This window comes from Pseudomonas putida (genome assembly GCF_001636055.1).
Taxonomy (GTDB): domain Bacteria; phylum Pseudomonadota; class Gammaproteobacteria; order Pseudomonadales; family Pseudomonadaceae; genus Aquipseudomonas; species Aquipseudomonas machongensis.
The window spans coordinates 1,681,198-1,693,461 of record NZ_CP011789.1 but is presented as its reverse complement, the minus strand read 5'-3'; the positions used below and the strand labels follow the sequence as shown (position 1 = coordinate 1,693,461).

Here is a 12,264-nt window from a genome sequence, read left to right as displayed (position 1 = left end):
ACATGCCCCGCCTGCTTGCCCCCCTGCTCGCACTCTGCGCCCTGCTGCTGGCCGCCACGGCCCAGGCCAGCTACATCACCCGCACCCTCAACAAGCCGGTCCCCGGCGGCGTGGCGGTGGTCGACCTCGGCCCCGCCGCCAGTGCACCGAGCGCGCGCTTCGACGGCAAGCCGGTGCTGGTGGTCAAGGAACAGGACACCTGGCTGGCCATCGTCGGTATTCCGCTGACGCAGAAACCCGGCACAGCCACCCTCACCCAAGGCGCACGCACTCTGTCATTCAGCGTGGGCAGCAAGAAATACCCCGAGCAACACATCACCCTGAAGAACAAGCGCCAGGTCAATCCCGAGCCGGATGACCTCAAGCGCATCGACCGCGAGCTGGCCGAACAGGTCAAGGCCTACCGCAGCTTCAGCCCGGGCGTGCCGAGCAACCTGATCCTCGACAAGCCGGTCAACGGCCCACTGTCGAGCAAGTTCGGCGTGCGCCGCTTCTTCAATGGCGAAGAGCGCAACCCCCACGCCGGGCTGGACTTCGCCGTACCCGCCGGCACGCCGATCAAGACCCCGGCCAACGGCAAGGTGATCCTGGTTGGCGACTACTTCTTCAATGGCCGCACGGTGTTCGTCGACCATGGCCAGGGTTTCATCAGCATGTTCTGCCACATGTCCAAGGTCGATGTGCGACCGGGGCAGGTGCTGCGCCGCGGCGACGTGGTCGGCAAGGTCGGCTCCACGGGCCGGGCCACCGGGCCGCACATGCACTGGAACGTCAGCCTGAACGATGCTCGAGTGGACCCGGCGATCTTCATCGGGGCGTTCCAGCCCTGAGATCGGTGACAAGCCCGCTCACACCGGGGATTTCCCGTGGGAGCGGGCTTGTCCCGCGATGGCCGCGCCGCAGTCGCACCACCTTGCGCAGCAGCAAACCTCGGCACAATAAAAAATCAATAAAAACCAAGCTGCAGCCATAAAATCTCACTCAAATGCTTTTTTTAAGCATTCCTCTCAATTTTTTTTGAACACTTGCCATCCCCCACTTCCACTGGTTAGGGTTGAGGGCATGAAAACCTCGATCACCCTCATTCTGCTCCGCCAACACCGCAGCCTTTGCCTGGTCAGTGCACGACTACCTGGGTGAACCGCGTCGCCTCGCCTCTTCATCTCGTTATCGCTTGGCAGGCCCGATCAGGCCGCACATTAAAGGATTGCTCCAAATGTCCATGCTCAAAGATCCGTCGAAGAAATACCGCGCCTTCCCGACCATCGACCTGCCAGACCGTACCTGGCCATCGAAGGCCATCACCCAGGCACCAATCTGGTGCAGCTCCGACCTGCGTGACGGGAACCAGTCGCTGATCGAGCCGATGGACGCCGAGAAGAAGCTGCGTTTCTGGAAAACCCTGGTGCAGGTTGGCGTGAAAGAGATCGAGGCGTCGTTCCCGTCTGCCTCGCAGACTGACTTCGACTTCGTGCGTACCCTGATCGAAGATGGCCACATCCCCGACGACACCACCATCCAGGTACTGACCCAGGCCCGTGAAGACCTGATCGCCCGGACCTTCGAGTCCCTGCGCGGCGCGAAGAAAGCCATCGTGCACCTGTACAACGCCACCTGCCCGGCGTTCCGCCGCATCGTCTTCAACCAGGACAAGCAAGGCGTGAAGGACATCGCGGTGAACGCCGCCAAGCTGTTCGTCAAGTACGCCGCCCAGCAGCCCGAAACGCACTGGACCTTCCAGTACTCGCCAGAAACCTTCAGCGCCACCGAGCTTGAGTTCGCCAAGGAAGTTTGTGACGCGGTGATCGAGGTGTGGAACCCGACCCCTGAGCACAAGATCATCCTCAACCTGCCGGCCACCGTGGAAGTCGCCACGCCAAACGTCTACGCCGACCAGATCGAATGGTTCTGCCGCAACGTCAACCGCCGCGACAGCGTGATCATCAGCCTGCACACCCACAACGACCGTGGCACCGGCATCGCCGCCACCGAGCTGGGCCTGATGGCGGGTGCCGACCGCGCCGAAGGCTGCCTGTTCGGCAACGGTGAGCGTACCGGCAACGTCGACCTGGTCACGCTCGCGCTGAACCTCTACACCCAGGGTATCGACCCGCAACTGGACTTCTCCGACATCGACGGCGTGCGCAAGGTCGTCGAAGAGTGCAACCAGCTGCCGGTGCACCCACGCCATCCGTACGTTGGTGACCTGGTGCATACCGCTTTCTCCGGCTCGCACCAGGACGCCATCCGCAAGGGCTTCGCCAAGCAGCAGGACGGCGAGCTGTGGGAAGTGCCGTACCTGCCGATCGACCCGGCCGACATCGGCCGCAGCTACGAAGCAGTCATCCGCGTCAACAGCCAGTCCGGCAAGGGCGGTATCACCTACCTGCTCGAACAGGAATACGGCATCAGCCTGCCGCGCCGCATGCAGATCGAGTTCAGCCAGGTGGTTCAGGGCGAGACCGACCGTCTCGGCCTGGAAATGACTGCCCAGCAGATCTACAGCCTGTTGCACAAAGAGTATCTGCAGGCCAACGCCCCTTACGCCCTGGTCAGCCATCGTCTGCAGGAAGAGAACGGCAGCAGTGCCGTGGAAGTGGAAGTCGCCGGCGAAGGCGAGACCACCCTGCACTGGCGCGGCAAGGGCAACGGTGCCCTCGAAGCCCTGGTAGCTGGCCTGCCGATCGCGGTCGAGATCATGGACTACAACGAGCACGCCATCGGTGCAGGTACCAATGCCAAGGCCGCAGCCTACATCGAACTGCGTGTGGCCGGCGGTCGTCCGGTGCATGGCGTGGGTATCGATGAGAACATCACCACCGCAAGCTTCAAGGCACTGTTCAGTGCATTGAACCGCTCGCTGAGCCAGCAGGCCGCCAAGGCGGCGTAACCGCACGCGCAGCACACAGAGCCCGCATCGGTTGATGCGGGCTTTTTCATTTCATGGCGGGCCATGATGGAGGCAAAACCTGCACATAAAAAAAGGGGCGCCGACCAAGCGCCCCACAAGCCGTACAGCACACAACGAAATTCGTATCAGTCCAGCAGTGCCATCGCCTCGGCGCTGCAGGCTTCGATCCGCGCCCAGTCACCGTTCTTGATCCAGCTGCTGTCCAGCATCCAAGTCCCGCCCACGCACATCACATTCGGCAACGCCATGTAGTTGCGCGCGTTGGCCGGATTCACCCCGCCGGTGGGGCAGAAGCGGATATCGCCGAACGGGCCGCCGTAGGCCTTGATTGCTGCCACGCCGCCAACGATCTCGGCGGGGAACAGCTTGAAGCGACGATAGCCAAGTGCGTAGCCAGCCATGATTTCCGACGGCGTGCTGATTCCCGGCAGCAATGGAATATCACTCTGCACACCGGCTTCGAGCACCTCGCGGGTAATTCCCGGCGTCACCACGAATTGCGCACCCGCCGCTTCCACGGCCGCGAACATCGCAGGATCGAGCACGGTACCGGCACCGATGCACAGCTCAGGACGCTGCTCACGCAGCACCTGGATGGCCTTGAGGCCGTGCTGCGAACGCAGGGTCACCTCCAGGGTACGGATACCACCGGCTGCCAGGGCGTCGGCCAGCGGCAGGATGTCTTCCTCGCGGGCGATGGTGATCACCGGCAGGATGCGCGCCTTGCCGCAGATCTCATCGATCCGGGCGGCTTTCTCGGCCATCGAGAGCAAAGGTTGTGGGCGTTCAAGCGTGGTCATGACAGTGGATCCTTGGCTCATGGGCACCAGTAGATGTCCAGGGGGTCGTGAAGAAAGGCGCGAATGGGCATTTGCGTGAGGTCGTCGCCAGCCAGAGCGGCGCGCAGGGTAGCGAGTTTGCCTGGCCCCTGCACGGACAGAGCGATGAAAGCAGCGCTCGACAGCAGCGCACGGGTCATCGACAAGCGCTGGTGTGGCACGCTCGGTGCCAGCAATGGCAGGCAGCGGCGCGCGCTCTTCGGATCGAGGCCCTCGGCCAGGTTCGGGCTGGCCGGGAACAGCGATGCGGTGTGGCCATCGTCGCCCATGCCCAACACCAGCACGTCGATCGGCGGCAGGTCGGCAAGCACCTGGTCGGCCTGTTGGGCCGCGGCGTCGAGGTTGTCGGCGCGCTGGTACAGGCCCATGAACCGCGCCTTGGCCGCCTCACCCTTGAGCAAGTGCCGGGCCAGCAGCCCAGCATTGCTGTCGGCATGCTCGACCGGCACCCAGCGCTCGTCGGCCAGCGACACGGTCACCTTCGACCAGTCGAGTTTTTCCAGGGCCAGTTGCTCGAGGAACGGTACCGGGCTACGCCCGCCAGATAGCACCACGCAGGCCTGGCCCTTGCTGGCGATGGCGGCGCGCAGGCGCTCGGCCACGTCACTGGCCAGCGTCGCGGCCAGGCGCTTGGCGTCTGTCAGCGCGTGAACCTTCACGGTCGCCGGCAGTTGCAGTTCAGATATCGCCATACCAGGCTCTCCCATCGCGTGTGATCAGTGCAATCGAGCTCATCGGGCCCCAGGATCCGGCCGCATACGGCTTGGGCGCGTCACCGGCGTTCTTCCAGCCGGCGATCAACTGGTCGCACCAGGTCCAGGCGTACTCGATCTCGTCCTTGCGCACGAACAGGTTCTGGTTGCCACGCATCACTTCGAGCAGCAAACGCTCGTAGGCATCCGGAATCCGCGCGCTGCGCCAGGTGTCGGAAAAATTCAGTTGCAGAGGGCCGCTGCGCAGTTGCATGCCCTTGTCCAGCCCCTGCTCCTTGGTCATCACCCGCAGCGAGATACCTTCGTCGGGCTGCAGACGGATGATCAGCTTGTTGCCGATCTGCAAACGCTGCTCCGGCGCGAAGATGTAGTGCGGCGTCTCCTTGAAGTGGATGACGATCTGCGACAGCTTCTGCGGCATGCGCTTGCCGGTACGCAGATAGAACGGCACGCCCGACCAACGCCAGTTGCGAATGTCGGCGCGCAGGGCGACGAAGGTTTCGGTGTCGCTCTGAGCGTTGGCGTTCTCTTCTTCCAGGTAGCCCGGCACCGGCGTGCCGTCGCTGTAGCCGGCGATGTACTGGCCGCGCACCACACGGGTGCTCAGCCCCTCGCCGGTGATCGGTGCCAGCGCCTTGAGCACCTTGACCTTCTCGTCGCGGATGCTGTCGGCCGACAGATCGCTGGGCGGGTCCATGGCGATCAGGCACAGCAACTGCAGCAAGTGGTTCTGGATCATGTCGCGCAGTTGGCCGGCCTTGTCGAAGTAGCCCCAGCGACCTTCGATACCGACTTTCTCGGCAACGGTGATCTCCACGTGGGAGATGGAATTCTGGTTCCACTGGGTTTCGAACAGGCTGTTGGCAAAGCGCAAGGCGATGAGGTTCTGTACCGTTTCCTTGCCCAGGTAGTGGTCGATGCGATAGACCCGGCTTTCGGGGAAGAAGCGCGCCACGGCGTCATTGACCCGACGCGACGACTCCAGGTCGTGCCCGATGGGTTTTTCCAGCACGACGCGAGTGCGCGATGCCAGGCCGGCCTTGTCGAGGTTTTCGCAGATGGCCCCGTAGACCGCCGCCGCAGTGGCGAAATAGGCGATCAGTGGCTGCCCTTCACCGGCCTGCTCGGCCAGGGCCTGGTAGCCTTCGGGCTGGACGAAGTCCAGGTGCAGGTAGTTCAGGCGGTCGAGAAACCGTTGCAGGGCCTGGGGTTCGATATCGGCCGCCGGCACGAAGCGGCGCAGCTGGGCTTCGATGTTCGCCAGGTGCTGCTCGGGAGTACCGGCTTCGCGGGCCAGGGCCAGCAGCCGGGTATCCGAATGCAGCAGGCCGGCGCGGTCCAGTTCGTAGAGGGCAGGAAACAGCTTGCGCAACGCCAGGTCGCCAAGGGCGCCAAAGAGGGCGAATGTGCAAGGTTCTACACTGATAGCAACCATGATGTTGGTTCTTTTATTAAAGTTGGCCTAGAAATACCGTTTTCGATGACAATTTTCAAGCGCGATGTAGTAAAAATAACAACATCTCGTACAGCGATTACAGACAAGTGGTATGACAATCCCACCATCAGTACGATAGACAACCGTGCAAAAAGCCGACTGTTCCCTCAGCCGGCCGTCTTTCCGACCCAAGGACATCCCATGGACCGTGTGCGAAACCTCCTGGAACAGATCCAGGGACGCCTCGACGAGCTGAACAAGGCCGAACGCAAAGTCGCCGAAGTCATCCTCCTCAACCCGCAGCAAGCCACCCGTTTCAGCATTGCCGCCCTGGCCCAGGCGGCCAAGGTCAGCGAACCGACCGTCAACCGCTTCTGCCGCTCGTTCGGCGTCAGCGGCTACCCCGAACTCAAGCTGCAACTAGCACAGAGCCTGGCCAGTGGCGCCGCCTACGTGAGCCGCGCAGTGGAAGCCGACGACGATCCGGCGGCCTACACCCAGAAGATCTTCGCCAGCGCCATCGCCTCGCTCGACAGCGCCTGCCAGCAGATCGACCCGCAGCAGGTCAGCCGCGCCGTGGACATGATGATCCAGGCCCGGCAGATCCACTTCTTCGGCCTGGGCGCCTCGGCCCCGGTGGCCATGGACGCCCAGCACAAGTTCTTCCGCTTCAACCTGGCGGTGTCGGCGCATCCCGACGTGCTGATGCAGCGCATGCTGGCGTCGGTCGCGCACACCGGTGATCTGTTCGTGATCATTTCCTACACCGGGCGCACCCGCGAACTGGTCGAAGTGGCGAAGCAGGCCAGGGAAAACGGCGCCTCGGTGCTGGGTATCACGGCCGCCGGCTCGCCACTGGCCAAAGCTTGCAGCATGAGCCTGCACCTGCCGTTGCCGGAGGACACCGACATCTACATGCCGATGACCTCGCGCATCATCCAGTTGACGGTGCTCGATGTACTGGCGACCGGCATGACCCTGCGCCGCGGCTCGGATTTCCAGCCACACCTGCGCAAGATCAAGGAAAGCCTCAACGCCAGCCGCTACCCTGCCGAAGACAGCTGACTCAGGCGAGCCGATGCGCCTGCAGCCGCAACTGCGCGCGCTGCCCAGGCGCCAGGCTCAGGCCCTCGCCGCTGCCACTGGCAGCCTCGACGCAGACGAAGCCCTGGCTCTCGCGCCCGCTCACTCCCATCAATGGGCGATTACCCGGGTGCCAGACCACCGTGTCGTCGCTGTCGCTGGTGTCGATGCACAGGTCACGACCCCAGGCCGAGTCATGCAACTGCACTTGCGGTGTACCGGGGTAGACCTTCTGGCACCCCCCGTTGAGCGTGAGCACGCCGTCTTCACGGCAGGCCTGGCGGTTGAGGCGGTCGTAGCCGTCGATATCCTCAAGGCCTGACAAGGCAATCTGCGACACGTCGCTGATGCGCCAGAACGCGAGCAATGCGTGGCTCAGCTGGCAGGGTTCGCTGTCCTGGTGCTCCGTGCACAGGCGCAGTTCCATGCTCGAGCCCAGCCGGGCGTGCAAGTCGACCTGCCAGTCGCACAGGTCCAGGCGCCACTTGAGCGTGACGCCCTCCTCGTCCTCGCGGCTGTCGAGCAGCTTCCAGTCCAGCAAACGCCCCCAGCCGTGGGCCGGCCACAGGTCCTCGCTGGGATGACGGCCATACCAGGGCCAGCACACCGGCACGCCGCCACGGATCGCACCGACCTGTGGCCATTGCTCGGCGCACCACAACCAGGGTTTCTCGCCGCTCGGCTGAAAGTGCAGCAACTGTGCGCCCTGGCGGCTGAACACCGCCTGGCAGCGCGGGTGATCGATGATCAGGACATCGCGCTGCTGGTAACGCTCCCACTCGAAAACCGGCCGGGGCCGCTGCGAAGTGAAAAAGCGATGGAGCGGATGTTCAGACATGTTCAGAAAGCTCTTGTTGTTTGAGATAGCGCTGTCTTTACCCAAGCCCGAGATCCACTGCAGAACAGTGGATCTCGGGGGGTGGGGATGGATGGCGTAAATTTACAACAATTTTTCTCAGAATGACGACTGAATCTTCAAGCCTGCGACCAACGCGTTGTCGACATCGTCCACACCGCCCGGGCTCTTGATGTACTGCAGGTTCGGCCGCACGGTCAGCCAGTTGGTGACGTGGAAGCCGTAGTACAGCTCGGCGTTGTACTCGGTGCGCTGCAGCGGTACGAAGCCAGGGTTGTCGTAGTCATTGATACCGCTCTGGGCGTTGAGCAGTTCGGCGCGCTTCTTCACGTCGTCATTGACGTGAATGCGGGCGATGCCGAAGCCGATATCATCCTTGGGCCGTGCATCGAAAGCGCCCTTGTAGACCATCCCCACCTGCTGGTAGTTGTCGACCACGTTGGTCGCCTTGTCGTGCACGGTGAAGTTGGCGAACAGGCTCAGGCCGCGGTTGGCATCGCCGTTGTGCGCGGTGACCTGCTGCTGGGCCACGACCCACCAGCCATGTTTGCTCGAGTGCGACTTGAAGGCTTGGCCAGTCAACGCCTGCGGGTTGCCGTTGATGTCGTCGTAGACGTCGTCGGCCTTGGCGGTGCTGTAGTAATAGCCCAGGCGGTATTCGCCCGGCAGGCCGTTGACCTTCGGCGACCAGACCATCTCCACCGGCAGGATGGCGCCCTTGGTCCCGCTGCCACTGAGCTTGAAGCCGTTGCCGGTCTCGAGGTTGGACGGATTCTGCTCGTAGGCACCGACCTGGACGAAGAACTCCGGCGTGATGTTGTACTTCACCCGCAGCGCCCACTGGCTGACCGGCCAGTTGTACCAGATGCCACCCACCCAGTTACCCACCTGCGAACCGCAGAACGCCAGGTTCTGGAAGTCGCAAGGGAAGCTGTTGAAGTCCTCGCCTTCCCCGAAGCGGCCGACCTTCACGTCCAGCGCGCCGTCGAAGTACTTCTGCTTGACCCACATCTGCGTCAGGCGCCAGGTCTGGCCGCGGCCCCAGACTTCCTGCACCGAGCTGAACTGCCCGGCGCGCGGGTCGCTGATGCGGTCGTTGGACAGGTTGCGACCGCTACGCTCGGTGATCGCCAGCTTGAACTCCGCATCGTGCCAGCCGAGGATCTTCTGCAGGTCCAGGTGCGCGCCGAGGGCGAACTGGTCGCTGTAGCGCGCGGTCTTGTCGTTGTTGTAGCCACCGTGCAGGTTACCGGCCACTTCACCGACGTAGTCGAGGGTGAAGTCATAGCCTTTTTCCAACAGCTCGGTGCGAGCCCCACCCCAGTCGCCAGTCATCCATTTCGACTCGCTGGAGAAAGCCTCGGCAGCATGCGCGCCATTGCTGCCAACGAGGGCGAGCAGGGTCAGCGAGCCTAGTGCCTTGATACGCTTGCGATGGTCCATCCCTTGTTTCCTCTTTTCTTGTTATCGATGGTTTGCTTGCTTCAACGTCCCTTGATACGTGTCACGTTGTCCTTGGCTGGAGCGTCCGCTGCAGGCAGGTCCAGGCGTTCGCCGCTGCTCGCGTCGAACAGCAGGACCCGCGCCGGATCGAACTGCAGGTTGAGGCTGTCACCGACATTGCAGGCGACGTCCGGCGCCAACCGGCAGCAGACCTTGGTCTGGTTGAGGGTGACGAACACCAGCAGGTCCGGCCCGGTAGGTTCCAGGACCTGCACTTCTGCACGCACCGCGGGCAAGCCGTTGCCTTCGGCGCTCCCGAGTGCGATCTGTTCGGGGCGCACGCCGAGGATCACTTCACGGCCGTCCAGCGCTTCGCTGGCAGCGCCCAGGGGCAGTTCGCAGCGGGCCTGGCCGCTGTCGAGCAGGGCGAACAAGCGCCCGTCCTGCTTGCTGATGCGCACCGGGATGAAGTTCATCGGTGGCGAACCGATGAAGCTGGCGACGAACAGGTTGGCCGGGTCGTTGTAGATCTGCTGGGGCGTACCGAACTGCTGGATGATGCCGTCCTTCATCACCGCGACCTTGTCACCCAGGGTCATGGCCTCGATCTGGTCGTGGGTTACGTACACCGTGGTGGTTTTCAGACGCTGGTGCATCAATTTCATTTCGGTGCGCATCTCGACCCGCAGCTTGGCGTCGAGGTTCGACAACGGCTCGTCGAACAGGTAGATCTTCGGCCTGCGCGCCAGCGCCCGGCCCATGGCCACGCGCTGTTGCTGGCCACCGGAGAGCTGGCCAGGCTTGCGATTGAGCAGGTGCTCGATCTGCAGCAGCTTGGCTACCCGCGCGACTTCTTCGTCGATCGCCGACTGCGGCATCTTGCGGATCTTCAGGCCGAACTCGATGTTCTCGCGCACGCTCATGGTCGGGTACAGCGCGTAGGACTGGAACACCATGGCGATGTCACGGTCCTTCGGGCTCATGCCGGAGACGTCCTGGTCATCGATCAGGATCGCCCCACCGGTGATGTTCTCGAGGCCGGCGATGCAGTTCATCAAGGTGGACTTGCCGCAGCCGGAAGGGCCGACCAGGATCAGGAACTCGCCATCCTTGATGGCCAGCTGGATATCCTTGAGGGTGTCCGGCAGGCCGGTGCCGTAGGTCTTGTTTACATTGCGAAGTTCGAGCGTTGCCATGACTTACCCCTTGACTGCGCCGGCGGTCAGCCCACGCACGAAATACTTGCCTGCGACCACATAGACCAGCAGGGTTGGCAGTGCGGCGATCATTGCCGCGGCCATGTCGACGTTGTATTCCTTGGCACCGGTGCTGGTGTTGACCAGGTTGTTCAGGGCCACGGTGATCGGTTGCGAATCGCCGCTGGAGAACACCACGCCGAACAGGAAGTCGTTCCAGATCTGGGTGAACTGCCAGATCAGACAGACCATGATGATCGGCGTCGACATCGGCAGGATGATGCGGCGAAAGATGGTGAAGAACCCGGCACCATCCAGGCGTGCAGCCTTGACCAGTGCCTCGGGAATGCTCACGTAGTAGTTGCGGAAGAACAGCGTGGTGAAGGCCAGACCATAGACCACGTGCACCAGCACCAGCCCCGAGGTGGTGCTGGCAAGTCCCAGCTTGCCGAGAGTGAACGAAGCCGGCAGCAGCACGGTCTGGAAGGGCAGGAAGCAGCCGAACAGCAGCAGACCGAAGAACAGTTGCGAGCCACGGAAGCGCCACATCGACAGCACGTAGCCGTTCAGCGCGCCGATGGCCGTGGAGATCAGCACCGCCGGGACGGTGATCAGGATCGAGTTCCAGAAGTAGCCGCTGACCGTGGCCCAGGCCTTGACCCAGCCAATCGTGGTGAACAGCTCGGGCCAGCTCAACAGGTTGCCGGTGCTGATGTCTTCCGGGGTCTTGAAGCTGGTCAGCAGCATCACTACCAGCGGCACCAGGTAGAGCAGCACGGCGAGCAGCAGCACCGCGTGGATGGCGATGCGGCCCAGGCTGAGGGCCGGTTTGTCGAGGTTAGTGGTCATTGCGTTTGGTCCTCAGCTCGGAATAAAGGTAAGGCACGAGGATCGCGAGGATCGCGCCGAGCATCAGGATCGCGCTGGCAGAACCCATGCCCATCTGCCCGCGGCTGAAGGTGAACGAATACATGAACATCGCTGGCAGGTCCGAGGAATAGCCAGGGCCGCCGGCGGTCATCGCGGCCACCAGGTCGAAGCTCTTGATGGCGATGTGCGAGAGGATCATCAGCGAGCTGAAGAACACCGGGCGCAGGCTTGGCAGCACCACGGTCCAGTAGATGCGCGGCATGCTCGCGCCGTCGATTTGCGCAGCACGGATGATCGACTGGTCGACACCGCGCAGCCCGGCAAGGAACATCGCCATGATGAAGCCCGAGGCCTGCCACACGGCGGCGATCACCAGGCAGTAGACGACCCGGTCCGGATCGATCAGCCAGTCGAGACGAAAACCCTCCCAGCCCCAGTCGCGCAGCAGCTTGTCCAGGCCCATGCCGGGGTTGAGCAGCCACTTCCAGGCGGTACCGGTCACGATCATCGACAGTGCCATGGGGTACAGGTAGATGGTGCGGATCACCCCTTCGCGGCGGATGCGCTGGTCGAGGAACACCGCCAGCAGCACGCCGATCACCAGGGTGATGCCGATGAACATCCCGCCAAAGACCAGCAGGTTCTTGCTCGCCACCCACCAGCGATCGTTGTCGAACAGCCGCGCGTACTGGGCCAGGCCCGCCCATTTGTAGGTGGGCAGGAAGGTCGAGGTGGTGAACGACAGGACGAAGGTCCAGAGGATATAGCCGTAGAAGCCCACCAGCACGATGAACATGCTCGGCGCCAGTACCAGTTTCGGTAGCCAGCGCTGGAGCGCGTCCAGGGGTGAGGCCCGCAGTTGGGCGGTGGTCGTAGTCATGATTTCAGATACCGGAACGAGGGCGGTGCTGCGCACCG

At 63.0% G+C, this 12,264-nt stretch carries 11 protein-coding genes; 3 read left to right on the top strand and 8 right to left on the bottom strand.

Annotated elements, in window-relative coordinates; genetic code table 11:
* Positions 1-2: 2 nt before the first annotated feature.
* Entirely contained in the window at positions 3-830 is an 828-nt protein-coding gene (locus AB688_RS07780; RefSeq protein ID WP_063543242.1) for a M23 family metallopeptidase, read from the top strand.
* 386 nt (positions 831-1,216) lie between these two features.
* Positions 1,217-2,890 carry a 2-isopropylmalate synthase gene (leuA, locus tag AB688_RS07775; RefSeq protein WP_054895163.1) on the top strand — a complete coding sequence of 558 codons (1,674 nt, stop codon included), beginning with the start codon at positions 1,217-1,219 and terminating at the stop codon, positions 2,888-2,890.
* Between the two features lie 146 nt (positions 2,891-3,036).
* Here the strand turns inward: leuA and AB688_RS07770 are convergent, their stop codons facing one another.
* The 3 genes from AB688_RS07770 to zwf are packed head-to-tail and all read right to left on the bottom strand — an operon-like array spanning position 3,037 to position 5,898.
* Complete coding sequence (locus tag AB688_RS07770; protein ID WP_054895162.1) at positions 3,037-3,711, bottom strand: bifunctional 4-hydroxy-2-oxoglutarate aldolase/2-dehydro-3-deoxy-phosphogluconate aldolase; 675 nt, start codon at positions 3,709-3,711, stop codon at positions 3,037-3,039.
* A gap of 17 nt (positions 3,712-3,728) precedes the next feature.
* Positions 3,729-4,442, bottom strand: coding sequence for a 6-phosphogluconolactonase (gene pgl / locus AB688_RS07765; protein ID WP_063543239.1), 714 nt, complete (start codon positions 4,440-4,442; stop codon positions 3,729-3,731).
* On the bottom strand, positions 4,429-5,898 hold the full coding sequence (gene zwf, locus AB688_RS07760) for a glucose-6-phosphate dehydrogenase (RefSeq protein ID WP_054895160.1): 1,470 nt from the start codon (positions 5,896-5,898) through the stop codon (positions 4,429-4,431). Before zwf ends, pgl begins: the two co-directional genes overlap by 14 nt.
* Before the next feature lie 210 nt (positions 5,899-6,108).
* On the opposite strand from zwf, the gene hexR reads away from it, so the two are divergent.
* Positions 6,109-6,963 (top strand): DNA-binding transcriptional regulator HexR, encoded by an 855-nt coding sequence (gene hexR, locus AB688_RS07755; RefSeq protein ID WP_200604055.1) that lies wholly within the window; start codon positions 6,109-6,111, stop codon positions 6,961-6,963.
* A gap of 1 nt (position 6,964) precedes the next feature.
* Here hexR and AB688_RS07750 read toward each other — a convergent pair whose 3' ends face one another.
* The 5 genes from AB688_RS07750 to AB688_RS07730 form a co-directional block, all read right to left on the bottom strand.
* Complete coding sequence (locus AB688_RS07750; RefSeq protein ID WP_063543237.1) at positions 6,965-7,819, bottom strand: D-hexose-6-phosphate mutarotase; 855 nt, start codon at positions 7,817-7,819, stop codon at positions 6,965-6,967.
* Positions 7,820-7,936: 117 nt separating this feature from the next.
* Positions 7,937-9,280: a carbohydrate porin gene (locus tag AB688_RS07745; RefSeq protein ID WP_054895157.1), complete on the bottom strand. Its 1,344-nt coding sequence runs from the start codon at positions 9,278-9,280 to the stop codon at positions 7,937-7,939.
* 41 nt (positions 9,281-9,321) lie between these two features.
* The gene (locus AB688_RS07740; RefSeq protein WP_063543235.1) at positions 9,322-10,476 is read right to left on the bottom strand and encodes an ABC transporter ATP-binding protein; all 1,155 of its coding nucleotides are present in this window, start codon (positions 10,474-10,476) and stop codon (positions 9,322-9,324) included.
* Positions 10,477-10,479: 3 nt separating this feature from the next.
* A complete protein-coding gene (locus AB688_RS07735; protein ID WP_063543233.1) occupies positions 10,480-11,325 on the bottom strand; it encodes a carbohydrate ABC transporter permease in 846 nt (281 codons plus the stop codon).
* Positions 11,315-12,226, bottom strand: a complete 912-nt coding sequence (locus AB688_RS07730) for a carbohydrate ABC transporter permease (RefSeq protein ID WP_054895154.1) — start codon at positions 12,224-12,226, stop codon at positions 11,315-11,317. Before AB688_RS07730 ends, AB688_RS07735 begins: the two co-directional genes overlap by 11 nt.
* Positions 12,227-12,264 lie beyond the last annotated feature (38 nt).